We start from the raw sequence: 25,109 nt of genomic DNA on the forward strand, positions 1-25,109 counted from the left end.
ATTTTTTATGACACCACTTTAATCTTCCTCTTCAAATGTGTATAGGAAAGGATCCATTTAATCAACAAAAAACAAAACAATCGCACAGACCGATCTAAAATGAATATAATTCTTAATTTTATCAAAAAATAAATCATTTGTTCTTGACAAATAAAAATATTAAAAATATTATTTCCCATAATTGATAAATTCGCTCTGTTAAAATGGAATGACACCCATGGATAAAATTGATTTACAGATTCTGCAAATTCTGCAAAAAAAGGCACGAATTCCCAATGTTGAGGTGGCCAGAACCATCGGCATGGCGCCTTCCGCCGTGCTGGAACGTATCAAAAAACTGGAGGCATCCGGGGTGATTCAGGGATATGAGGTCCGACTCAATGCGGACATGTTTCATCGTGCCATGGTGGCGTTTATAGAAATCACCGTGTCAGATCCGGTCGATTTTCCGGAAATCGGGGATGCCCTGGCCGCCATCGACCAGGTCCAGGAGGTTCATTATCTGGCCGGTCAGGACTGTCTGATGATCAAGCTCAGGGTCAAGGACAACAGAGAACTGGAATCCCTTTTGTTAACCCGGATCAACAACATCCAGGCCGTGTCATCCACCCGGACCCGTATTGCACTTTCCACTTTCAAAGAAAGTGCCAAAATCGCCATTGACATTACTTCTTGATGTTTTTTGCCCTGATTTAAGTTGTGCAACCCCTCAATGTTCACCAATCATTTATTTTTTCGAGGAAATCAACCATGCCCATGTCAGACGCGTTTAAAAAAAGATTGTCCCGGATACTGCCGGACATTGCCGAAACGTTTGGCACCCCGTTTCATATTTATGACGAGACCGGAATCTGTGACACCTGTGACCGTCTCAACGCCGCATTCGCATCCCTGAAAGGATTCAGGGAATATTTTGCGGTCAAAGCCCTGCCGAACCCGGCAATCATGACGACTCTCAAGCAAAATGGATTCGGCTTTGACTGCAGTTCGGTTCCGGAACTGGTTCTGGCCAGAAAAATCGGATCAGCCGGCGAAGATATCATGTTCACTTCCAACAATACCTGTACCGCTCAGTTTCAGACCGCCATGGATCATGGTGGATCTATTTTGAACCTGGATGATCTCTCGTTGATCCAAAAACTGCCCGGGGTTCCGGAACTGATCTGTTTCCGATACAATCCCGGACCTGAAAGATCCGGCAATCATATCATCGGCAATCCGGTGGAAGCCAAATACGGGCTGACCCGGGACCAGCTGTACAGCGCCTATGATACGGCCGTCCGCATGGGCGTCAAACGGTTTGGCATTCATACCATGCTGGCATCCAATGAATTGAATTACACCTATATGGTGGAAACCGCAGACATGCTTTTAAATGTCATTTCCGATCTTCATCAAAAATTGTCCATTCAATTTGAATTCATCAATATCGGCGGCGGACTGGGCATTCCCTACGCCCCCGATGACACGGCCTTTGATCTGGCTGCCATGGCACAGGGCGTTACCCAATCTTTGGATCAATTCAAAAAAGCGTCCGGCTGGGTCCCCAGGCTGTATATGGAAAGCGGTCGTTTTATCACCGGCCCCCATGGGGTTCTGGTCACCACGGTCATCAATCACAAGCAGATTTACCGGAATTATGTGGGCGTGGATGCATCCATGTCCGCTTTGATGCGGCCGGGGTTATATGGTGCCTACCACCATGTTCACATCCACGGCAAAGAGCATCTGCCGGCAGTCGGGCCGGTGGACGTGGTGGGTGGGTTGTGCGAGAACAACGATAAATTTGCGATTCAGCGGCCATTGCCTGAGACCTGTGAAGGTGATTTTGTGGTCATCCACGATACCGGGGCTCACGGCCAGTCCATGGGGTTCAATTACAACGGTCATTTACGTCCCAAAGAACTGATGCTGAAAAAAGACGGCAGTGTCGTTCTGATCCGCCGGGCTGAGACCATGGCCGATTATTTTGCCACCCTGGAATTTGAACCCCGGATCCTGCCGGCACCATGACCGGAAACAGGCCCCGGTTATCCATTCAGAATAAGGAGAGATCATGTCTTATTGTATGGTTCTTGTTACCTGTAAAGACGAAACTGAGGCCCGTTCACTGGCATCCAGGATCGTGCATGACAAACTGGCGGCCTGTGTGCAGATGAACCCGGTGGTCAGCGTCTACACCTGGGAGGGCCGGGTGCAGACCGAAACGGAAACACGGCTGACCATCAAGACCCGGACCTCCCTGTATCCGGCGCTGGAATCATTCATCCGAACACATCACACCTATGAAGTGCCCCAGATTGTTCAAATACCGATTTCCAGGGGCCTGCCCGAATTTCTCGACTGGATCGACCAGACCACGGGGGCATGAAACATCCCGGCCGACCCGACTAATCCGGGATTTTCTTTGACACCCATGCCCTGGCCGCCTTTGGATCCGCATCTGTCACCCGGGCCTTTGCCAGGGAATAAACCAGGGCCCTGTCCCGGTCTTTTTGAGCCACCGCACACCAGAGCAGGCCGGACAGTGCGCCCACCCCTTTGTCATTAAAAGTCAGGGCGGTTTCGAAACATGATTCCGCCCGGACGATTTCCTGATTTTTATACAATGCCCATCCCAGAAGATCATGGGCCAGGTAAGAACGGGGCGATACGTCCACAGCCCGGTCAAACCAGGTCAGATCGATCATATTTCCGGCACTGCCGGTTTGGGATAGATAATTCAGATACAGCGTTTTCAGCCCCCGGCCCAGGCAGTCCAGCCCTTCCGGGGTGATCCACTCCGGCCAGAAAACAGTATCGGTTCGGGGAAACGCAAGACCGGCCTTACCAAGCCATTGTTGAAACCGATACCTGAAATCCGTTATCCCGTCATCTAAAGACAACGGCAAAGTGATGTTATCATCCGGCCCCTGAATGTCATGAAGGACCATGCTGATCTGCAATATCTCATCTTCTTGTGAATATCTCCCGGTCAACCAGTACCGGACATTTTCCTGTTTTCCTAAGGCCTGAATATCGGGCAACGGGGGAATGCCCCGGCAATATGCAGTAAAGGCTGTTTCATCCTGAAATATTTTTTTTACCCGCCATCCGAACCAGCATTCCGTCAGTTCCGGATGAACCCCGAAAAGGTTTCCCAGTAAAAAATGAATCCCCAAACCCGCACCATCAAAAGATCGGCTTGTATCGGGCACCAGCGGCATGACAATAAGCCGTGGCTTTTGAACCTTGTTCATCATAATCTTCCTTTCATCAATTGATCCAACTGTATCCCTTGATATGAAAAAACAGCACCCCCCTGATAGTGATTCCCTGATGATCCTTATTTTTTCTGTACTTTGCCACAAAAGTATTTCATAATAACAGGCGTTGAGTCCAACGCTTTTTTACAGGAGAAAAAAATTCATGAATCTCAGGGATGTCTGCCCGGAAAAACTCCTCACACCGGAAGAAAGTGTCAAAAAAATAAAAAACGGGAGTCGGGTATTTATCGGGACAGGCTGTGGAGAACCCCAGCAACTGATCAAAGCCATGGTGGAAAACCAGAGCGCCCAGGATATCATCGTGTACCAGATGCTGTCATCCTCCCTGTCAAAATATATTCATGATGAAAGATTTTTATCCCGGTTTTCCATTAAATTGTTTTTCATCTCCGTACTCATGCGCCAGTCTGCATTTGAAGGAAAAATCGATTATATCCCGGTGTATCTGTCCCAGATTCCCAAAATTTTCGAACACCGGGAAATCGGCCTGGATGTCGCCCTGATCCAGGTATGTCCCCCGGACAAACACGGGTATTGCTCTCTGGGCATATCCGTGGATATCACGCTGTCGGGAATGAAAAATGCCGACCTGGTCATCGCCCAGGTCAACCCGCAGATGCCCCGGACCTGGGGGGATTCCGTGGTACACATCGATGAAATCGATTTTCTGGTGGAATATGATGAACCCATACTGGAATCTTTGGCCACCCAGAAAAACCAGAAGGTCATCGAACGTATCGGGCATTATGTGAATATGCTGGTGGATGACGGCGCCACGCTCCAGATCGGTTTCGGGCATCTGCCCGATGCAGTGATGCCGTATCTGGCCGACAAAAAAGATCTGGGCATCCACACCCAGGTCATCACCGACGGGCTGCTGCCGTTGTTTCATAAAAAAGTGATCACCAACCGAAAAAAAAATTATCTGCCGGACCGGGTGGTCGCCTCGTTGTGCATGGGCTCCAAAGTCTTATACGATTATGTGGACAACAACCCCATGTTTTATTTCAAATCATCTGAATTTGTCAATGATCCCAATGTGATCGCCAAAAACGACCGGCTCATCTCCATCAGTTCGGCCCTGGAAGTGGATCTGACCGGTCAGGTGTGTACGGATTCCAAAGGGTATCTGTTTTACAGCGGTATCGGAGACCAGGTGGATTTCATCCGGGGATCGGCCATGTCCGAGGGCGGATTTTCAATTATTATCATCCCGTCCACAGCTCAGAACGATACGGTGTCCCGTATCGTGCCCCATTTGAGTGAAGGGGCCGGCGTGGCCACCACCCGGGGCGACATCGATATCATTGTCACGGAATACGGCATCGCGGAAATGCGGCGGAAAAGTATTTACCAGCGGGTCATGGAGCTGGCCCAGATCGCCCATCCCAAATTCAGAAAAGAGTTGATTGAGGAAGCCAAGAAACGCCATTATATCTTTCCGGATCAGGTGCCGCCCACCAGCCAGGACCTGATGTTTCTGGATTCCTACCATTATTCTTTGAAACTGGACAACGGCAAGGATATCAATTTCCGTCCTCTGCTGCCCTCCGATGAATTCGAATCCCGGCATTTTTACTATTCTTTACAGGAAGACTCCATTTATTACCGGTTTTTCAACAAACGCAAAGTGTTTTCCAGAGAAATGCTCCAGCAGCAATGGGCTGAGGTGGATTATCGAAGAAACATGACGTTGATCGGGGTCATGCAGGCCGGACAGCGCAAACAGATCGTGGCCATCGGTTCCTATGCCGAAGCCACGGAGAATGCCGCAGAGGTCGCCTTTCTGGTCAAAGAAAACCTCCACGGCATGGGCATTGCCTCTTTTCTGCTGAAAACTCTGGAAAAAATTGCCAAAGAAAACAATTACACCCGGTTCATTGCCACGGTACTTGCGGAAAACCGCAAAATGATCAAAGTATTTCAAAAACGGTATCCCCACGCCAAATTCATTCGTTCCGGCAGTGGAGAGATCGAAGTGGAAATGCCCTTTGAGTGAAACAGACCGCTATTTCCTGTTTTTGGAACTCAACTCCGGAAAGTCCCAGTAAAAGTATTCCTTGAAATGACCGGACCCGGCCGGGTCTGATTTGGAAGCAGTCATTTCCCGCAGCTCAATGCGCCGGATTTTGCCGGATATGGTTTTGGGCACTTCCGTCACAAACTCGATGATTCTGGGGATCTTGAATTTTGCCAGAATATTCGTGGTATGCTTGAACAGCTCCAGCGCAAGTTCCCGGTTTCCCTCAATGCCTGAATTTAAAATCACATATGCCTTGACAAGCTGGTATCTCTGGGGATCCGGTGCACCCACCACCGCGGCTTCCGCTACGGCCGGATGCTCGATCAGGGCGCTTTCCACCTCAAAGGGACCGATACGAAAATCCGAGGATTTGATCACGTCATCCGCCCTTCCCACAAACCACCAATACCCATCCGCATCAAATGACGCCCGGTCTCCGGTGTAATAAAAATGATCCACAAACACGGAACTCATTTTCTCGGGATTTCCGATATATTCAGAAAACAGGCCGATGCCCCGCCACCGGTTCAGCTTGACCACAATATGTCCCACCGTATCCGGGGTGGTGATCTCGTTGCCTTCATCATCGGCCAGGGCCACATCATACATGGAAGACGGGATTCCGAATGATCCGGACCGCATTTTATCGACCATCCAGGGCGGGTTGCCGATCATGGCCGTGGATTCGGTCTGTCCATAAAAATCCCGGATCCGGGTGCCGGTATATTTTTCCCACCGGTTGATCACATCCGGGTTCAACGGCTCGCCCGCAGATACAGACTGACGCAGTCCGGCCAACCGGACTGCAGACAGATCTGAATTCACAAACATCCGCCAGGCCGTGGGCGGGGCGCAGAACGTGGTGACATGATGGGTTTCCAGTGCCTTGAGATACTGTCCCGGATCCAGGGCTGCAAAGGAAAACGCCGTCACGGTGGCCCCCACATTAAAGGGCACAAAAAAAGAAGACCAGGACCATTTAGCCCAGCCGGGCGCACTCAGGTTATGATGGATGTCGTCGGGCCTGACACCGATGATGACACTGGTGGACAGATGGCCCAGGGGATAGGAAACTGCCGTATGTCCCACACGTTTGGGAAGTCCGGTGGTGCCGGAGGTGAAAAAGCAGAACAGAATGTCATCGGACCGGGTGGGTGCGGCGGCAGCTTCCGTGGATTGCCGGAAAATCTCATCAAATCCGGTCCACCCTTCTCTGGTGCCCAGCACCAGCTTGATTTTGGGATGGATACCGGTCTGTTCGGCCGCCTGATCGATAAATTCGGCACTGGCTTCATCGGCCAGCACCACATCCGGCGGGTAGGTTTCAAACCGGTACTCCATTTCCCGGGAAGTCATGGTCGTGGCTGTGGGAACCGCCACGATACCGGCTTTGATGCAGGCAAGGCCGGCAAACCACATTTCAGGGACAACCGGTGCCATCATATACATGTTCTGTTTGTGACCCACCCCGTTTTTTGTCAGAAAATTCACCAGCTGGTTGGCTTTCTGCATCAATGCCAGATAGGTGAATGACCGGATGTCACCGGTATGGATATCATGCCAGATCAACGCAGTTTTATCAGGATATTCTTTGACGTGAAAATCCTCAAAAATCTGTCCCGCCCAGTTGAAATGATCCGGAATCGGCATCTGGTTCAAGGTGTTGAAAAAGGCTTTTGCCTTGTCTTCTTTCCGGGAATCATCCGCCATCTGGTTGATATGGATCAATTCCTGATAAAGTTCTTTCATACCGGTAAACACTCCTTGCAATCCAATTAAATGTTATATATAGCATCAGACCGAAACAAACTGCTTCATCGCACATGGCCGCGACCCTTGTCAAGGCTTTGATACAACTTATAACCAAAATTATGCAAGGTTGCCGCACTCTATGACAGCCAATGATTTCACCCTGATACTGGCACCGCTTCAGGGATTTACAGATGTCACGTTCAGAAATGTATATGCCAGGCATTTTTCCGGGGTGGATGAAGCCCTGGCCCCGTTTATCTCCACCATGAGGCACCAGCGTCTCAAACCTTCCCGGATTAAGGATGTGGATCCGCAACACAATCTGGCCCTTCCGGTCGTTCCCCAGATCCTGGGCAATGTGGCAGACGATTTTATATTTCTGGCCCGGCACTTGGCTGACATGGGGCATACCCAGGTCAACTGGAATCTGGGATGTCCCCATTCCAAAATCGCCAAAAAAATGCGCGGTTCCGGTCTTTTGATGTTTCCTGAAACCATTGACGCGCTTCTGGAAACCATCCTTGGGCAGATTCCGGTACCGCTGTCCGTGAAGATCCGTTTAGGCCGGCAGAACAAAGAAGAGATCCATGACCTGATCCGGGTTTTGAACCGCCACCCGCTGGATCATGTGATTCTCCACCCCCGCACCGGGGTCCAGATGTACCGGGGGAAGGCGGATCTTGATGCGTTTGCGGCGGCCATGAACGCCTGTGTTCACCCCTTTGTGTATAACGGGGATATAACGGACACCCCCTTTTTTTCAATGGTGAGACAGCGGTTTCCCGGTATTTGCCGGTTCATGATCGGCAGAGGCATTCTGGCCAATCCGTTTCTGCCCGAAGAGATCAAGGGCATTTCATCGGATCCGGAACAGCGCCCGGCACGGCTGAAAAAATTTCACGATGACCTGGTGTCTGCCTATGCCGGCCGGTTTTCCGGTCCCGGCCATCTGACCGGCCGCATGAAAGGATTCTGGCATTATCTGGGTCCGTCATTCAAACACCACAAAGCCCCGTTGAAAAAAATTTTGAGATCCCCTTGTTTTGAGGCTTACTCAGCTCATGTGGCGGATTTTTTTGACTCAGACCCGCAATGGGGTTCCTGATCCTTTTGCCGATCACACCCGGCTGCCGGCGGCAAATCCCTGGTGAATGGCATCAAATGCCGTTCCCACGCAGGCGGCATCGCCAACCACCTCACAGGGGATACCGGTTTGTTTCACCAACGTTTCAAGGGGATTGTAAGGCACGGACCCGGCCGCCACCACCACAGTATCCACAACCAGCGTCTTTGTCTTGCCTTCTTGCTCATACATCAACCCTTCCGGCGTGATCCGGGTCACCGTTGCATGAGAGAGTGTTTCAATCCCGGCCCGGCCAAGATCCTGAAGCATGCCCCACCGGGTGGATTTACCGATATCTTTGCCGATATGATCCGTCATTTCAACCAGGGTGATTTTTGCAGTGCCGGTCACTGCCATCTTACACAGGGTTTCCGGATCTTCGGCCCGGTTGATCAGCAGAAACTTCAGCACATCTGCCGGCAGGGTTCCCTGTTCCGACAGAAACAGGGCGGTTTCAACTCCCACGGCATTGCCGCCCACCACCGCCACGCGACCGCCGGTCCGGACTTTGTTTGTCAACACATCCCAGGCCTGGACCACATGGGGCAGATCCATGCCAGAGATATCTGGTAGGGCCGGTTTCGCCCCTGTGGCCAGGATCACGGCATCCGGATTTTCTTTGGCAATCGTTTGTGAATCCAGCTCAGTATTGAGAATCACCGGAATTTTTTCGGCAGCCATCTGGGTTTCCAGGTCTTTGGCCAGCCGGGCGAACAGATCTCGGCCCGGCGGCGCTGCAGCCAGATATAACTGACCCCCCGGACGGTGGGCCCGTTCATACACCACGATCCGGTGCCCCCGGCGGTGGGCGGTCAACGCCGCCATCATACCGGCAGGTCCGGCACCGGCCACCAGAATTTTTCCGGGAGAACCGGTTTTTTCAATTGTCCGGTCGGTTTCATGGCCGGCCAAAGGATTGCAAAGACATTCCACGGATTTGAGTTTGAACAGGTTATCAAAACATCCCTGGGCACAGGCCACGCAATGGACAATCTCTTTTTCCCGGCCCTGTTTCGCTTTTCGGGGCAGCATGGGATCCGCGATCAGACTTCTTCCCATGGCCACCATATCACAATACCCTTTTGCCAGAAGATCCCTGGCAGTATCCGGATCACTGATGCGGTGGGAGGCGATCACAGGAATATTTACCTGTTCCTTGATACCGGCGGCCAGATAGGAATATGCGCCTTCCGGCACCTGGGCCGTGATCTGGGGCACCCGGGCCTCATGCCATCCCACATTGATACACAGGGCATCCACCCCTGTTTTTGACAAAGATTGTGCATAGGTTTTGAGTTCTGCCCGGGTGTTGCCGCCGGGCATGAAATCATTGCCGTTCATACGCACAATCAAAGGGAAACCAGGCCCCACCGCATGCCGCACCGCATCCGTCACCTGAAGGCCGAACCGCATCCGGTTTTCCAGACTGCCGCCATATTCATCGGTGCGATGATTGGTTAAAGGAGACAGAAACTCACTGATCAGATATCCGGTGCCGCTCAAAATCTCCACCGCGTCAAACCCGGCGTTTTTCACCCGCAATGCCGCCTGGGCAAACCGCTCGATGGTCTGTTCGATCTCCTGGGTCGTCATTTCTTTGGGCACTTCTTTTGTCAGACGGGAAGCGACCGGAGACGGTGCCTTTGGCTGCCGTCCCTCCAGAAAAAATGAAAAATTGTACCGTCCCGCGTGATTGAGCTGTACCGCCCCTTTGGCCCCGTTGTCCTGAATGGCCGATGCCAGACGGGACAATCCAGGCATGAACCGGTCTTCATGAGCCCCGATATTCTGGGTGTTGCCGGACCATTCATCCACTGTGGCAAATCCCGCACAGATCAGGCCGGCCCCGCCTCTGGCCCGGTGGGTGTAAAAATCGATTATCGCATCCGTTACTTCATAGTCCACCCCCATGCCCAGATGCATGGCCGGCAGATAGATCCGGTTCTCTAAAGTCAGGGTGTTTATGGTAATGGGCTCAAACAAGGGGTCTTTCATCTTTACCTCCGGGTCATCGGTTTTTTATGAATCCACATTCACAACTGATTTCCCATTAAAACACCCTTTTTACGCGCTGTCACTCTTTTTTGTCACTTCCTGAAGGCGGACGGTAATCCATTATATTTGTGGTCTGTTCCGAGCCATTTTTTTTGCCTGCCACCTGACAGGCATCCCGCATTCAGGTGGAAATTCCCATTTTGGGCAGAATATAAATCTGCACCAACAGATAAATACCTACAAATCCGATAATCCATAGCATTTCTTTCATGATTCCTCCTGTTAAAAATTATTTTAATGAACATAATCATAAACCTGTCGGGATTCAAGCCATGACCGATATTATGGAACCGGGCAAATCTTGCCGCAGCAGAGATCCGGCCGTGCCTGGTGACCCAGTGCAGCAAACAATAGACTTGCAAAACAATTATATATGTATATGATAGAGAGTTGTTTGATGCACAAATTGTCATTTTTATCCTCATAAATGAACGGGAGAAAGCCAATGACCAGAAAAGTCCAGAATATTCTTTTTGCCTCCGACCTGTCCGTGGACATGAAACCGGTTTTTGAACAAGCCGTTACCATGGCCACCTACACCGGCGCCAACCTGATCGTTCTTCACGTGATGGAAGAAGCCAGCCCGTCTGCTCAACGACAGGTGAAAATGGCATTTGGTGAAAACCTTTACAAAGAAATCAGAGCCAAGCACAAATCCGGTGCCCAGGATCTTCTGATCGGCAAAAATGTGGATGCCTTGAGGATCCGCCAGGCCATTGCCGGATTTTTTGAAGACCATGAAAAAGTGTCGGCCGATGCGGTCTCTCCCATCAAAAAAATTCTGGTGGCAGAAAGCCATTCCATTGCCGATGAAATTGTTTCCTCTGCCGTGGACGAAGACTGTGCGTTCATCGTCATGGGGTGCAGACAACAAGGACTGGTGGCACAAGCCATGGGAGACAAACTGGTTCGCAAAGTATTGAAACGGTCCTCTGTGCCCGTGTTCGTGGTTCCCCGGGACAGGGAATAATTTCAGATCTGACCCGTTTTTTTCATTTTCTCGTTTCCCCGGGAAAATGTCACTGCAATGCCGATGGCAGCCAGGATCGTACCGGCTGCCATCACATGCCTGAATCCTTCCATGAATGCCGGTGCCATGGCAGGAATGTAACTGTCCATGCCCTCTCCTTGAAACGTCAGAAAAGCTGAAAATATCGTTCCGGCCAGCGCCACCCCCAAAACCATGCCCAGGGTTCTGGCTGTGGCTGTTGCGCCCGAGGCAATACCCCGCTGATGCACGGGCACCGATCCCATAATGGCGGTATTGTTGGGAGATACAAACACCGCCGTACCGATACCCGCCAGAGCCATGCGCCAGACAATGGCAAATATCCCCTGTTGTGGAGACAGAAAAATCAGAAAAAACAAAGACAGGCACATGAATGTCATGCCCAGCGTACACAAAAGCCGGGATCCGAGCCGATCCGCCAGCATCCCGGATATGGGCGAAATGATCAATAAAAACAAGAATGGAACAATCATGATAACCCCGGTTTTTGAGGCGGTAAATCCACCGGGATACGTGAGATAGAACGGCATCATGAAAACCAGGAGAAACAAACTGGCAAAAAGAATGGCCGTTGATATCAGAGGGAGAATGAACAGCCGGATCTTCATCAATCCCAGATCCAGCAGCGGATAGGCGGTGTTTGTTTCATTCATGGCAAACCACCATCCACTGATGATGGCGGTCACCAATCCCATCCCGGTTTTCAAAGACACCACGCCCCAGTCCGGAAGCCTTACCAGGGTCACAATCAGGCTGCACAAAAACAAAATCAGCAAAAAACTCCCGGTTTTGTCCAGAGGCTCCCGGCTTCCCTTACCACCGGGCAGATCCTTGAGCACCAGAATACCGGCGAGCACCGCCATCACCCCGATGGGAATATTGATATAAAAAATCAAGCGCCAAGAAAACCAGGCCAGTATCATCCCGCCGGCCAGAGGCCCCAGTGTCAGACCTGCGGCCACCACCGCCCCCATCATACCCAGTGCTTTTCCCCGTTCTGTCTGGGGAAAGGCATCCACCACCAGGGCCGGAGAACAGGCCATGAGCATGGATGCACCGATCCCCTGAAGGATCCTGGCGCTCACCAGCATTCCGGATGTCCATGCCTGCCCGCACACAAACGATCCCACCGTGAATACCAGAAACCCGATCACATAAATCTGGCGGCGCCCCCGGATGTCCGACAGTCTGCCGAATGTCAGCAGCAGGGAAGACACGGTAAGCAGATACACCACCACCACCCATTGCACGGTTCTCACATCAGAAGACAGATCTTCCATAATATAAGGCAATGCCACATTCACAATACTGGAGTCCAGGGTGGACATGAAAATCGAAACCCCCACCAGCATGAACACCTGCCATTTTTTATTCCCAACTCCCATCTTTATTGCCCACTCCATTGTTTTGATTCGTCCAAGAATATGGTATATTGTTTTGAGAAACAAGACAAAAGAAAAGGAGCGTTATGGCAACCATCAATGATGTGGTATTGATTTATCTGGAAAATGCACCCATCGCTTTTGCCCGGGTTGAGAACATTCTGCCGGACCCGAAAAAAGGCTGGTTCCAGATGACACTTCTCATGCTTCAGATCCCGTTACAAACCGTCACATGGATATTGAAAGATGCATATATCAACGGAGAAGAATTTCAGATGAACGGCAAACAGATGCGCCTGGAAACCATCCATGCCCCAAAAGAAACCTCTGCGTTTTCCCAGGACGGCGGCACTGACTTTCCGGAGAGCGCGCCCTCAAAAAAAGCCCCTTCTGATTCTCATGAGAAAACAGACAATATTATTTCATTTTCAGACCTGAAGAAAAAAACCAATGACCCGACAACCGACTGACAGTGTCTCCGCAGCAGGAATGCCATCCGGTTCTCCGGCATTGAAAATCGGACCGTTACACATTCAGGGGAAAACCTTACTGGCACCTCTGGCCGGCATCACCAATCTGCCGTTTCGATGCCTGATCAAAGAGTGCGGCGCCGGGGTGGTGTGTTCGGAAATGATCAGTGCCAAAGGTCTTTTTTACAATTCGGAAAAAACCCTTGCTCTGCTGGCAACCTGCCCAAAAGAGCGGCCATTGTCCGTTCAGATTTTCGGGGCCGAACCCGACATCATGGCCCGGGCTGCCGCAGAGATCAGCCAAATGGGAATCGCAGACATCCTTGACATCAATTTCGGGTGCAGTGTCAAAAAAGTGCTCAAGCAAGGGGCCGGAGCCGCTTTGATGAACCATCTGCCCATGAGTCAAAAAATCCTTGAAGCAGTCCGGCGGGCCACACCTCTGCCTTTAACCATAAAAATCCGATCCGGATGGGATGCTTCCGGTTCCCAGGCATTTGCCCTGGCTGACATGGCTGAAAAAGAAGGGGTGGATGCGGTTGTCTTTCATCCCCGCACTGCCACACAGGGCTTCAAAGGCCATGCCGACTGGGACCTGATCCGGCGAATAAAACAACAAACCGCTTTGCCGGTGATCGGCAACGGCGATATCCTTACCCCATCAGATGCATTAACCATGCTGAACCAGACCGGGTGTGACGCCGTCATGATCGGCCGGGGCGCCATGACCAATCCGTTTCTTCTCGGGCAGGTGGAAGCGCTGATCACACAAGGTATCAGCCTTCCGGTCACTGTGTCGGATATCTTCAGAAAAATGGTGCGGCTCATCCAGTTGTATGTCAGCCATTTTGGAGAGACAACCGCCTGCCGCATGCTTCGGGGCCGGCTTCCCTGGTTCGTCAAAGGGATGCCCGGATGTACTGAAATCCGAAAATTACTGTCCCGGATAACGTCCAGCGAACAAGCCATTGAACTGATCCAAAATTATGAATATCGCCTCAGTTTGTAAATACCGTTCACTTGAACGAAAATCTGATTTATCGCCGGGAAATTCGCAAAAATGCCTTGACAAAAAACAAAAAAAACAGGATATATATACTGTATTTTAACACAATACCCATATTCGGAAAATTATTCCGGGCCAATTTCATAAAAAACCAATTGAGATCTTTACTGACGAAAATCAGGTCAATTTCATGACCAGAACACATTTTCAAGGAGAACATGAACCAAATGAATGATTTTTTACACAGCCTGCGGAATGGGCAGGCGGATAAACAACGTACGCCCAAAACACGTAAAAACTATGACAATTCTTATCAATATAACAATGCGCCCAGATATCATTCTTTTAACAATGGATATCAGAACCCCAGGAATCCCAACCTCAAGCGCCAGCCGGTTCCCCCCGGCCCCATGGGAAACCAGCTGCCGCCGGAAGATCCCGGCATCACCCTGCTTGCAGATGCCATTGAGAACCTGACACACCACGTTGAAATTCTGATAAAAAACCAGGAGTACATGTCAAGTATTCAGGAACGAACCGCAGATATCATCGAACGCCAGGCCTTTGCTATCGAGCATATCGTAAGCCATTTGCGGATGGATCAGGAACTGCTGCATGAACCGGAGGCCCCTTCGGATGCCGGGTATGACGTCATGCCGGAAACTGAACAGGCACAGGCAATCGCTTCGGAGCAATCCACGGCATCCATGCCGGGTGAATCGGTCAATCGGCTGTCTTCCTTTTCTGAACCCATTGCGGCGCCGGCCCATGATACAAAGATGAAAACCAAACGCCGGGTGATCCGAAAACGCAGAAAATCCGACCCTGAAAAACCGGCGGCTTCAGCCACCGCAGACAGTGCCGCTCTGATTCCCCGGGAGGAAGTCTTGAACATTATCCATACCATGAGAAATCAAGGGGCCACCTACGATCAAATCGCCAAACATCTGGTGGATTTAGGACAACCGACGTTTTCAGGGCGAGGTGAATGGCACGCTCAGACCATTCACCGGTTGTGCAGCAAAAAATAATAACATTTGCGCTCAAGCCGTATGTCAGAAAACCATGCGGCTGGTTTCAACGGCTTACGGCTTGAGCCGGTCTAAATACACATCCCATTCCCAGGGCAGCATCTGCTGTTTCTGGGAATTACAGTTTTTACAACAGGGGACCAGATTGAACTTTTCCGACCGCCCTCCCCGAACCAGCGGGATCAGATGATCCATGGTCAACTCTGCCGGCAGAAATTTTAGTCCGCAATAATGACAGATACCGTTGGCACGTTTGCGTTTCCACCATTGACTGTTTCTGATTTTTCTGGCTTTGGCCCGTTCTTTTTTTAACCGGGTATCATCCATGAAAAAATCCGGTTCCATTTTTTACCTCAATACCCGAATTCGTTGAGTATTCGCTGATTGCTCACCCAGTCTTTGGTGACTTTCACAAACAGCTTGAGCAGCACTTTTTTCCCCAGCATTTTTTCGATATCTTTTCTGGCCCGGGTACCGATGGCAGACAGCATGGCCCCTTTTTTTCCGATAATGATTCCTTTCTGGGAATCTCGTACCACATGGATACTGGCATGAATCACAATAAGGTTTTTTTCCACTTCAAAGGCGTCCACGGTCACTGCAGATGAATAGGGAATTTCCATGCCGGTGAGCCGGAACACCTTTTCCCTGATGATCTCTTTGACCAGAAATTTTTCCGTGACATCGGTGAAAGTATCTTCCGGAAACAGCCGGGGGCCTGCTGGAAGATGATTTTCCACTTCATCCATCAACCGGTCCACCTGAATGTTCTGCCGGGCGGAGATGGGAACCACTGCCGCAAATTCAAACACCGGCGTCATGGCTTTCGTCCGTTCAAACACGGTTTGCTTTCCAGCCACATCGATCTTGTTTAAAACCAGAAGCACGGGTTTTCGAACCTGCTTGAGCCGGGCGACAATCATATTTTCAGCCGCATGATTACACGAGGCCGCATCCACCATGAACAATACCAGATCCACATCTTCCACCGCCTGCAATGCCTGATCCACGATCCGCTGATTGAGCAGGGTACCGCTTTTGTGAATGCCCGGTGTGTCCACAAACACAATCTGGGATTCAGGACGGTTTATAATACCCAGAATCCGATCCCGGGTGGTCTGGGGTTTTTTGGAGGTGATGGAAATTTTCTGCCCCAGCACCTGATTCAATAACGTGGATTTTCCGGCATTGGGCGCACCGATAATGGCTGCAAAACCGGACCGGAATTCTTTTTGCATCAGTCGGTCTCCTCTTCGCCGGGCTCATACCATGTGATCAGATTTGCGATTTCATCCAGTATGATTTCCCGGCCCACCCGGGTTTTGGCGGAAAACAGGATCACTTCGCTGGTGTTTCTGTTCATCTGAGAACTGATGGCAGCGGCCCGTTTCTGCTGCTGGGTTTTGGACAGTTTGTCCGCTTTGGTGAGCACCACCAGAAACGGCATATGATTGGATATCAGCCACTGGGCCAGATTCCGTTCCTCTTCTTGGGGGTCCCGGCGGATATCGATGATCAGCACCAGGCCCAGCAGATTGGGACGGTTGGACAGATAGGTTTCCACCATGGGCTGCCAGGCCGCACGAATTTTTTTGGATACCTTGGCATATCCATATCCGGGAAGATCCACAAAAGACAGGTCGTCGTTGATCAGAAAAAAATTGATCAGCTGAGTGCACCCCGGCCGGGAACTGGTCTTTACCAGATCTTTTCGCTGGATCAGGGTATTGATCATGGAACTTTTCCCCACATTGGACCGTCCGGCAAATGCGATTTCAGGCACTGTATACTCTGGATACTGATCCGGCTTTACCGCACTTTTCACAAACTGGACGTCACGGATCTTCATGACACTGTCGCAAGATAGGAAGCCATCCGGTCCATGCCCAAGGTGAGGTTTTCCATGGAATTGGCATAGGAAAACCGCAGATACCCTTCCCCGTTGGCCCCGAAATCAACGCCCGGTGTCACCCCGATATGTGCTTTTTCCAGAATATCAAAGGCCAGGGCATAGGAATCCGTGGAAATATGCTTCACGTTCACAAAAATATAAAATGCGCCGGTCGGGGGCACTTTCACTTCAAGCCCCATGTCATTGAGCCGTTGCAGCATATACAACCGGCGCCGGTTGTATATTTCTTTCATTTTCCGGGTGTCGTTTTCAGCTTCTTTGAGCGCGGCCACGCCTGCCAGCTGGGTCACGGAGTTGGCACAGATGAAAAAATTCTGCTGAAGCACCTGCAAAGCCCGCACAAATGCCGGCGGCGCAATCAGATATCCCAGGCGCAGGCCGGTCATGGCAAACAGTTTGGAAAATCCGTTGAGCACAAACGCGTGGGGCGTATACTCCAGAATGGAATGCTCTTTGCCCTCATAGACCAGTCCATGGTAGATTTCATCGGAAATGATATACAATCCGTGTTTTTCCGCAACGGCCACGATTTCTTTCATCCGGTCTTCAGGAATCACGTTTCCGGTGGGATTGGAAGGGGAATTGATGAAAATCGCTTTGGTTTTCGAAGTGATCCTGGCCTCAATGGCTTCCGGGGTAAACACGAATCCTTCATCCTCAAATACCTGGACAAACACGGGCACGCCTTGAACATAATGGATAAAATTGGCATAACAGGCATAATGGGGATCAGACACGATCACTTCATCGCCGGGATTCACCAGCGCGGAAAAAAGCAGCAGCATGGCAGGAGATGTCCCGGAGGTCACCAGAATCTGTCCCGGATCCACGGACGTGCCATAGGTATCTTTGTGATACTGGGCAATGGCTTCCCGCAGCCGGATATCGCCTAAGCTGTGGGTATAGCTGGTGGCATGGCAGTCCAGGGCGGCCCGGGTCGCCCGGTTCACACATTCAGGCACATCAAAGTCCGGTTCACCGATCTCCATGTGGACCACATCGATCCCTGCGGCCTCCATCTGATGAATCTTTTCCATCACGTCCATGACGATGAACGGTTTGATCTGTTCACACCGTGTGGCTGGTTTCATGTTACAACACCTTGTTTAAAGGATATTCAATAATGCCTTCGGCCCCCTGCTTGAGCAGCTTGGGAATCAGGTCCCGGACATACCGGGTATCGATAATGCTTTCCACCGAAAACCAGTCAGACTGATACAGGGAGGCAATCGTGGGCGCATTCAGACTGGGCAGCAGCGACACGATTTCAGCGATTTTCTTTTCCGGCACATTCATTTTAATCCCCACCATCCGATCCGCCACAAGCGCCCCCTGGAGCAGCTGAGCAATCTGTTCGATTTTTTCTTTTTTGGCGGGATTCTGCCAGGCTTTTTTGTTGGCAATCAGCTGGGTGTTGGTTGCCATGACCTCATGGATCACCCGCAGATTGTGAGCCCGGATCGTACTTTCGGTTTCCGTGATCTCCACAATGGCATCGGCTAAGCCGGACACGATTTTGGCCTCGGTTGCGCCCCAGGAAAATTTCACGGTGACATTGATGTTCTGTTCCTTGAAAAACCGCTGGGTAAACTTCACCAGTTCCGTGGATATGGTCGCACCTTCCAGGTCGGCCAGGGTCTTGACCGGTGAATCATTGGCCACCGCCACCACCCACCGGGCCGGCCGGGCACTGACCTTGGAATAGACCAGATCCGTCACCACATGAACATCGGATTCATGTTCCGCGATCCAGTCCAGACCGGTAAGACCGGCATCGATGACACCTGTTTCCACATTGATGGACATCTCCTGAGCCCGACACAGGGCGCATTCAATGGTATCGTCATCAATATCCGGGAAATAGCTTCTGCCCTCTACATTGATTTTCCATCCAGATCTTCTGAACAGGTCAATGGTCGCATTCTGCAGGCTTCCCTTGGGGAGGCCCAGTTTCAGTATTTTTTCCATCATTTATATACCTTTTCGGGATCAAACACCGGGTCCCCCACAATTTTGAGTCCATTGTCGGTCACCATTCTGAAAAAACAGCTTTTATACCCTTTATGGCAGGCAGCGCCGCCTGCCTGCTCCACCTTGATCACCAGGGTGTCCAGATCACAATCCACCCGAATCTCCTTCACATGCTGTACATGGCCGGATGTCTCTCCTTTTGTCCATAATTTTTTACGGGAACGGCTGTAATAAGTGGCTTTTTTCGTTTTCAGGGTCTGGTCAAATGCCGCCTGATTCATATAGGCCAGCATCAGCACCTCACCGGTCTGTATATCCTGGGCGATGACAGGTATCAACCCGCCGGATTTCTCAAAATCAAGCTGAATCATCATACTGTGATAATTATCCCTTTTTATTCATGTTTTAAAACCTGTATTATTAACCAAAACCAGCTATAAAGTCAATTTATAAAAAGCCTTACATCACAAGATTCCCATGCCGTATCAATTCCCAGGCCAATATTTAAATATTTCATTAAAGACAGCCCCTGTTGATATTGTCTTAAAAAACCGATATGATCCAAAAATTCTTATAAATGTAATCAGGCCCCTGGGAAGAACAAAAAAAAAGAAAGTTCAAAACTGACATTTGACTTTCTTAAAGACGACGTTTGCATAGACCGTTTAAATGATTGCCCTAAAAGGATTAATTTGATAACAAGCGGTAACACTTACACACATTATTTTTAAAAAGCCATGACCAGCCAAAAAACCAGATCTGAAATTCTGAAAAAACGAAAAAAAAAGAAGGCCCAACGGATGCGCTCTGTATTCAAATGGGCCATTGTTTTTGTGTTCATTTGCATGTTGCTGACCGCCGGTGGACTGGTCGGTCTTTATGTCTATCTGAGCCAGGACCTGCCTAAAATCAACACATTGGAAGATTATCAGCCGGCCACGGTGTCATACGTGTATTCGGATGACGGCAGAAAAATCGGTGAATTTTACAAGGAACGCCGGGTTGTCATCCCTTTGTCCGACATGCCCGACAATCTGATCAATGCGTTTGTGGCAGCGGAAGATTCCCGGTTCCGGGAACATCCGGGAATTGACATTCTGTCCATTTTCAGGGCGTTTGTCAAAAATTTTCAGGCCGGCACTATCACCCAGGGGGGGAGCACCATCACCCAGCAGGTCACCAAATCCTTTCTTTTAACACCGGAAAGGACCTATGAACGAAAACTTAAAGAAGCCGTTCTGGCCTACCGGATTGAAAAAAAATTCACCAAGGATCAGATTTTATACCTGTATTTAAACCAGATTTACTTAGGACATGGTGCCTATGGGGTCGAATCGGCGGCTGAAAATTATTTCGGAAAACACGCACGGGAATTGAGCCTGGCTGAATGTGCCATGCTGGCGGGTCTTCCCCAGGCACCCAGCCGCTACTCTCCGTTTCAATTTCCCGAGCGGGCCAAACAACGGCAGATCTATACTTTGAACCGGATGAAGGAAGAAGGCATGATATCCAATATGGATGTCACCAAAGCCATTGACATGCCGCTGGATATCAAACCGCGAAAAAACTGGTTCATCGAGCGGGTCCCTTTTTACACGGAACATGTCAGACGATATGTTGAAAAAAAATACGGCGCAGACGCGCTGTACAACCAGGGACTTCAAATTCACACGGCCGTGAATATCGAATTCCAGAAAATGGGCCGGAGTGCCGTTCAGCAAGGCTTGCTGGATCTGGATCGCCGTATGGGATACCGGGGCCCGTCCGGACAGATCCCCCTTTCTCAAATCGAGGCATTCTGCACCCAAGAAGCCAAAAAAATTCCGGAAAATCTGCTGACTTCCGGAGATATACATACGGCCGTGGTCCTGAATGTGGATGATCGCAACAAAAAAACCGAGGTCCGGGTGGGTAATTTTTCCGGCATCATCCGGCTTGAGACCATGACATGGGCGCGGCGGCCGAATTCGAAAACCGCGTATTATGAATCCAAAATATCCGCACCGTCTCAGGTGTTAAAACCCGGGGATATCATTCAGGTTCAGGTCGCATCCGTGCCACAAGACAAGGATGCGTATGAGTTCACCCTGTTCCAGGAACCGGTTGCCCAGGCCGCGCTCCTGAGTATTGAAGCGGAAACCGGCCATGTCAAAGCCATGATCGGTGGACGGGATTACAGTGACAGCCAGTTCAACCGGGCCTATCAATCCCGGCGGCAGCCCGGATCCGCGTTCAAGCCTATTGTCTATGCCGCCGCACTGGACAAAGGATATACCCCTGCTACCGTGATCATGGATTCACCGGTGGTATACGAAGATGCCCAAAGAGATTTCACTTGGAAACCCCAGAACTATGCAGAAACATTTTACGGCCCCACTCTGTTCAGGGAAGCCCTGGTGCATTCCAGAAATGTGGTCACTATCAAGATACTTCAGGATATCGGCATTTCTTATATAATTGATTATGCCAGAAAACTGGGGATTACTTCGGATATCAGTCAGGATCTGTCCATTGCCCTAGGATCTTCAGGTGTCTCGCTGCTGGAACTGGTCAATGCCTATGCCGTGTTTTCCAATCTCGGATATTTTATCGAACCCGTGTTTATCACCAAAATTTTCGACCGCCACGGCAATCTGCTGGAAACCTCCGGGCTGGTGCGCAAAAAAGTCATTGACATGAGCACCGCCTATATCATGACCCATATTCTGGAAAGTGTTGTTACCTCCGGCACCGGAAAGCGGGTCAAGGCTTTGAAACGGCCGGTGGCCGGAAAGACCGGCACCACCAACAACCTGTATGATGCCTGGTTTCTGGGATATACCCCGAGATACACCACCGGGGTATGGGTGGGGCTGGATCAGGGCGGATCGCTGGGGAAAGGAGAAACCGGTTCCAGAACCGCCAGTCCCATATGGCTGGATTATATGCAGCAGGCTTTGGAGGGAAAACCCATCCGAACCTTCACGGTTCCGGATGGGGTGGTATTTGCCAAGATCGATGCCAAAACCGGATTGCTGCCTATCAATGAATCAAAAAATACTGTTTTTGAATGTTTCAAAGAAGGGACGGTTCCCACGGAATATACGCCGAAACCGGGGGCAGTCACCGGCACAGACGATCTGTTCAAACAGGAATTTTAACGATTTTCACCTGGTCTATCGCCATGGCCGGATCAGGCCATACACGAAAATCAATTCCTGGAAATTTTTTTTTCATCCGGTGTAAATTGCTGTTCCTGTCCCCCCGCAATCGGGATTCTTCGGAAGGATGAATCCGCAGCTGAATACTGCCTGAAAGCATTGTTGTTCCCAAAGCTTGAATTTTTCGAATTGTTTTCCGGTATAAAATTCGTGAAAACACCAGGTGTCCAAACGCCGGATGCCAGGGACCGGCCAGAATCGATCCCATTTGTGCATCAGACATATGAACCCCCATGCGAATGACTGTCACGCCGGCTTGATTGAAAACGCCATATGCCCGGCCGGAAATATCCACTGCCTGGTCCAGGGTCAACGGCTGGTAGGTGCCGTTTTGATACCATCGGGCCAGCAGCGTGTTTTTCAACACCAGGGCCGGATAGATGCGGGCGGTCTTTGGATGCATGTCTGCCAGAACCTGTGCGGTCTGGATCACGCCTTCCCGGGTGTCTCCGGGAAGCCCCGCCATGATCTGGACCCCGGCGTTCATATGGAAGGAGTCAAGCAGATCCATGGCCCGGCAGGTGTCGTTTCGGGTATGACCCCGGTTGGCCTGTGCCAGCACCTGATCATCCATGGACTGAACCCCCAGTTCCACCAGACTGACCGGAAATGTCCCGATCTGTTTTAGCCGGTCTTTTGTCACGGTATCCGGGCGTGTGGAAAAACGGATGCCGTGAACCACACCGGTGTTAAGAAACGGCCGGACGCTTTCCAGCAGATCTGAAATCTGTCCGGGTGCCAGTCCCAGAAAATTGCCGCCGAAAAACGCCACTTCCACTTGGGGCCGGGGCATGGAATGGGCCAGATAGGTATCAATAATTTCAGCCACACGAGCGGCATCCGGCAGAGTGGCTTTTTGACCGGTGATGGCGGTCTGATTGCAAAACACACATTGGTGGGGGCATCCTGAATGCGGAATAAAAATCGGAATGACCAGAGGAGAAACGGTCATGAGATCATTTTTTTTTCAGCAGGTTCAAGGCTTTCCCTGCGGCATCCTGCTCAGCAGCTTTTTTGGATTTGCCGAATCCCCGGGTCTGAATATGGGCCAGTTCCAGGCAGATTTCAAAGGTTTTGTCGTGGTCCGGCCCGAATTCCCGGGTCACGGTATACACAGGTGCCTGGGAAAACACCTCCTGGGCATATTCCTGGATACGGCTTTTATAATCCACGGTACAGTCTTTGGCCAGCAGCCGGTCCACGGTTTCCTCAAACAGGTGCTGAATCAGATCGCAGGTGACATCGAACCCGGCATCCAGAAAGATGGCCGCCACCACGGCTTCAAAGGTGTCGGAAAGAATCGAGTTCTTGTCCCCGCCTCCGGAACCGGCCTCTCCCTTTCCCAATCGGATAAAACGACCCAGATCAATGATTCTGGCCATGTCTGCCAGAGACGGTTCACTCACCAGGGTGGACCGGAGCCGGGACAATTCTCCTTCCTTTTTTGTCGGGCTCTGCTGCATGAGGATATGCCCCACACACAGGCCCAATACCGCGTCTCCCAGAAACTCCAGCCGCTCATTGTCCGAATCGCACACCGTTTGATTTTCGTTCAGAAAAGACCGGTGGCAAAGAGCCGTCTGAAGCAGGGACCGGTCAACAAACCGATATCCCAGATTATTTTCTAAAATATCCAGCCGGTTGTGAAGATTGCGCATGGCTGTGACCCGGTCCGTCAATGATTTGAAGCAGGTGTAGGGTACCCGGATGTTGTCTTTTCCCCGGCCCAGACTTACCCCCTGGTTGAAACTGCCGTGAAAATCCGATCCCCCGGTGACCAGTAATTTTTTCTTCCGGGCCAGGGTCTTGAAATAAGCGGTTTTCCGGGCATCATGGTCGGTATAGAAGACTTCAATCCCCTGAAGTCCATATCCCACCAGGGTATCCACAAACCGTTCCAGGTCTTTGGATGCTTTGAACGACAGCAGGCCGGGATGCGCCAGAACCGGAACGCCTCCGGCGTCCAGAATCGTCTGGATGGCCTGATCGCACGGCATTTTATACTTTTCAACATATGCGGGGCACCCATTTCCCAGAAAAGTATCAAACGCGTCACTGAATGATGAGACCATGCCTTTTTCCACCATCATTTCGGCAATATGGGGCCGGCCGATCTGACGGGTCTTGAAACGGTCTTCCAGTTCAGCCATGGTGATATCCAGACCCAGGTGCTGCAATTGCCGGATGATTTTCGGATTCCGCTGCCTGCGGGCGATTTTCGCGGTGGTCAGGGCCTGGTTCAACTGCCGGTCATACAGGGAAAATCCATATCCCAGTAAATGAACACTTCCGAGACCATCAAACCCTTTTGGTGGTTCACAGGAGATTTCCACACCCGTGATGAAATCCAGAGCAAAGGCATGCAGATCATCCAGAATGTCATGAATCCCGTCAATGGTATCATGATCGGTCAAAGAAATCGCCCGGACACCGCTGTCCTGGGCAAGGGCCAGTATCTCATACGGAGACAGGGACCCATCCGAGGCGGTAGAATGTATGTGAAGATCAATCAATGGCAATATCGGTCAAAGCCCTAAGGCATTTTCCATGTCCTCTTCCCGGGTTTTGCATTCAATACACTGGGTGGTCACGGGCCGGGCTTTCAACCGTTCGATGGAGATCTCTTCCTCGCAGGTTTCGCACCGTCCGAAAGTGCCGTTTTCAATCCGCTCCAAAGCTTTTTTGATTTTTTTGATCAATTTATGTTCCCGGTCGCGAATCCGCAGTTCAAAACTTCTTTCCGCTTCATGGGAGGCCCGATCCGTGGGATCGGCAAAATTTTCCTTGGGTTGGGTCATACCGGTCACAGTGCTGTCGGCATGTTTCAGCAGTTCATTGAGCCGCTCGGTCAGCAGGGTATGGAAATATTCCAGATCTTCTTTTTTCATGGTGTCCATCCTTCAATTAAA

General features: G+C 50.7%; 23 protein-coding genes. 10 read left to right on the forward strand and 13 right to left on the reverse strand.

Annotated features, from left to right (window positions below):
• The first annotated feature begins 217 nt into the window (after positions 1–217).
• The 3 genes from DPO_RS01330 to cutA all read left to right on the forward strand — a co-directional run bounded on the left by DPO_RS01330 (position 218) and on the right by cutA (position 2,371).
• Positions 218–676 (forward strand): Lrp/AsnC family transcriptional regulator, encoded by a 459-nt coding sequence (locus DPO_RS01330; RefSeq protein ID WP_006963787.1) that lies wholly within the window; start codon positions 218–220, stop codon positions 674–676.
• 74 nt (positions 677–750) lie between these two features.
• Positions 751–2,013 (forward strand): diaminopimelate decarboxylase family protein, encoded by a 1,263-nt coding sequence (locus DPO_RS01335; protein ID WP_006963788.1) that lies wholly within the window; start codon positions 751–753, stop codon positions 2,011–2,013.
• 43 nt (positions 2,014–2,056) lie between these two features.
• Positions 2,057–2,371, forward strand: coding sequence for a divalent-cation tolerance protein CutA (cutA, locus tag DPO_RS01340; RefSeq protein ID WP_006963789.1), 315 nt, complete (start codon positions 2,057–2,059; stop codon positions 2,369–2,371).
• A 19-nt stretch (positions 2,372–2,390) separates the two neighbouring features.
• Here cutA and DPO_RS01345 read toward each other — a convergent pair whose 3' ends face one another.
• Complete coding sequence (locus DPO_RS01345; RefSeq protein WP_006963790.1) at positions 2,391–3,242, reverse strand: tetratricopeptide repeat protein; 852 nt, start codon at positions 3,240–3,242, stop codon at positions 2,391–2,393.
• A 166-nt stretch (positions 3,243–3,408) separates the two neighbouring features.
• On the opposite strand from DPO_RS01345, the gene DPO_RS01350 reads away from it, so the two are divergent.
• The gene (locus DPO_RS01350; RefSeq protein ID WP_006963791.1) at positions 3,409–5,265 is read left to right on the forward strand and encodes a GNAT family N-acetyltransferase; all 1,857 of its coding nucleotides are present in this window, start codon (positions 3,409–3,411) and stop codon (positions 5,263–5,265) included.
• 9 nt (positions 5,266–5,274) lie between these two features.
• Here DPO_RS01350 and DPO_RS01355 read toward each other — a convergent pair whose 3' ends face one another.
• Positions 5,275–7,038, reverse strand: coding sequence for an AMP-binding protein (locus DPO_RS01355; RefSeq protein ID WP_006963792.1), 1,764 nt, complete (start codon positions 7,036–7,038; stop codon positions 5,275–5,277).
• Between the two features lie 142 nt (positions 7,039–7,180).
• On the opposite strand from DPO_RS01355, the gene DPO_RS01360 reads away from it, so the two are divergent.
• Positions 7,181–8,146 (forward strand): tRNA dihydrouridine synthase, encoded by a 966-nt coding sequence (locus DPO_RS01360; protein ID WP_006963793.1) that lies wholly within the window; start codon positions 7,181–7,183, stop codon positions 8,144–8,146.
• Positions 8,147–8,158: 12 nt separating this feature from the next.
• Here DPO_RS01360 and DPO_RS01365 read toward each other — a convergent pair whose 3' ends face one another.
• On the reverse strand, positions 8,159–10,159 hold the full coding sequence (locus DPO_RS01365; protein WP_006963794.1) for an oxidoreductase: 2,001 nt from the start codon (positions 10,157–10,159) through the stop codon (positions 8,159–8,161).
• 505 nt (positions 10,160–10,664) lie between these two features.
• Between DPO_RS01365 and DPO_RS01370 the strand changes: the two genes are divergently transcribed.
• A complete protein-coding gene (locus tag DPO_RS01370) occupies positions 10,665–11,189 on the forward strand; it encodes a universal stress protein (RefSeq protein ID WP_006963796.1) in 525 nt (174 codons plus the stop codon).
• Between the two features lie 2 nt (positions 11,190–11,191).
• On the opposite strand, the gene DPO_RS01375 is transcribed toward DPO_RS01370, so the two are convergent.
• Positions 11,192–12,613: an MFS transporter gene (locus DPO_RS01375; protein WP_006963797.1), complete on the reverse strand. Its 1,422-nt coding sequence runs from the start codon at positions 12,611–12,613 to the stop codon at positions 11,192–11,194.
• Between the two features lie 83 nt (positions 12,614–12,696).
• On the opposite strand from DPO_RS01375, the gene DPO_RS01380 reads away from it, so the two are divergent.
• The 3 genes from DPO_RS01380 to DPO_RS01395 all read left to right on the forward strand — a co-directional run bounded on the left by DPO_RS01380 (position 12,697) and on the right by DPO_RS01395 (position 15,117).
• Complete coding sequence (locus DPO_RS01380; protein WP_006963798.1) at positions 12,697–13,080, forward strand: hypothetical protein; 384 nt, start codon at positions 12,697–12,699, stop codon at positions 13,078–13,080.
• Positions 13,061–14,089, forward strand: a complete 1,029-nt coding sequence (gene dusB / locus DPO_RS01385) for a tRNA dihydrouridine synthase DusB (RefSeq protein ID WP_006963799.1) — start codon at positions 13,061–13,063, stop codon at positions 14,087–14,089. Before DPO_RS01380 ends, dusB begins: the two co-directional genes overlap by 20 nt.
• Positions 14,090–14,313: 224 nt before the next feature.
• On the forward strand, positions 14,314–15,117 hold the full coding sequence (locus tag DPO_RS01395; protein WP_006963800.1) for a hypothetical protein: 804 nt from the start codon (positions 14,314–14,316) through the stop codon (positions 15,115–15,117).
• Positions 15,118–15,171: 54 nt separating this feature from the next.
• Here the strand turns inward: DPO_RS01395 and DPO_RS01400 are convergent, their stop codons facing one another.
• The 6 genes from DPO_RS01400 to hisI are packed head-to-tail and all read right to left on the reverse strand — an operon-like array spanning position 15,172 to position 19,371.
• A complete protein-coding gene (locus DPO_RS01400) occupies positions 15,172–15,462 on the reverse strand; it encodes an HNH endonuclease (RefSeq protein WP_006963801.1) in 291 nt (96 codons plus the stop codon).
• A gap of 8 nt (positions 15,463–15,470) precedes the next feature.
• Positions 15,471–16,355, reverse strand: a complete 885-nt coding sequence (gene era / locus DPO_RS01405) for a GTPase Era (protein WP_006963802.1) — start codon at positions 16,353–16,355, stop codon at positions 15,471–15,473.
• Positions 16,355–16,966, reverse strand: a complete 612-nt coding sequence (yihA, locus tag DPO_RS01410) for a ribosome biogenesis GTP-binding protein YihA/YsxC (protein WP_006963803.1) — start codon at positions 16,964–16,966, stop codon at positions 16,355–16,357. The genes era and yihA overlap by 1 nt, the downstream gene beginning before the upstream one ends.
• Positions 16,963–18,120 carry a pyridoxal phosphate-dependent aminotransferase gene (locus tag DPO_RS01415; RefSeq protein WP_006963804.1) on the reverse strand — a complete coding sequence of 386 codons (1,158 nt, stop codon included), beginning with the start codon at positions 18,118–18,120 and terminating at the stop codon, positions 16,963–16,965. The genes yihA and DPO_RS01415 overlap by 4 nt, the downstream gene beginning before the upstream one ends.
• 1 nt (position 18,121) lies before the next feature.
• The gene (gene hisG / locus DPO_RS01420; protein ID WP_024333676.1) at positions 18,122–18,997 is read right to left on the reverse strand and encodes an ATP phosphoribosyltransferase; all 876 of its coding nucleotides are present in this window, start codon (positions 18,995–18,997) and stop codon (positions 18,122–18,124) included.
• On the reverse strand, positions 18,997–19,371 hold the full coding sequence (gene hisI / locus DPO_RS01425) for a phosphoribosyl-AMP cyclohydrolase (protein WP_024333675.1): 375 nt from the start codon (positions 19,369–19,371) through the stop codon (positions 18,997–18,999). Before hisI ends, hisG begins: the two co-directional genes overlap by 1 nt.
• A gap of 429 nt (positions 19,372–19,800) precedes the next feature.
• On the opposite strand from hisI, the gene DPO_RS01430 reads away from it, so the two are divergent.
• Entirely contained in the window at positions 19,801–22,140 is a 2,340-nt protein-coding gene (locus DPO_RS01430) for a penicillin-binding protein 1A (RefSeq protein WP_006963807.1), read from the forward strand.
• Here DPO_RS01430 and DPO_RS01435 read toward each other — a convergent pair.
• From DPO_RS01435 to dksA, 3 genes are read right to left on the reverse strand one after another with little or no spacing between them, the layout of a single operon-like run.
• Complete coding sequence (locus DPO_RS01435; protein ID WP_006963808.1) at positions 22,124–23,152, reverse strand: elongator complex protein 3; 1,029 nt, start codon at positions 23,150–23,152, stop codon at positions 22,124–22,126. The genes DPO_RS01430 and DPO_RS01435 overlap by 17 nt on opposite strands.
• A 4-nt stretch (positions 23,153–23,156) precedes the next feature.
• A complete protein-coding gene (gene rnc / locus DPO_RS01440; RefSeq protein ID WP_006963809.1) occupies positions 23,157–24,719 on the reverse strand; it encodes a ribonuclease III in 1,563 nt (520 codons plus the stop codon).
• Positions 24,720–24,725: 6 nt separating this feature from the next.
• Positions 24,726–25,088, reverse strand: a complete 363-nt coding sequence (gene dksA, locus DPO_RS01445; protein ID WP_006963810.1) for an RNA polymerase-binding protein DksA — start codon at positions 25,086–25,088, stop codon at positions 24,726–24,728.
• Positions 25,089–25,109 lie beyond the last annotated feature (21 nt).

Origin of the sequence: Desulfotignum phosphitoxidans DSM 13687 (assembly GCF_000350545.1) — a bacterium.
Classification (GTDB): Bacteria; Desulfobacterota; Desulfobacteria; order Desulfobacterales; family Desulfobacteraceae; genus Desulfotignum; species Desulfotignum phosphitoxidans.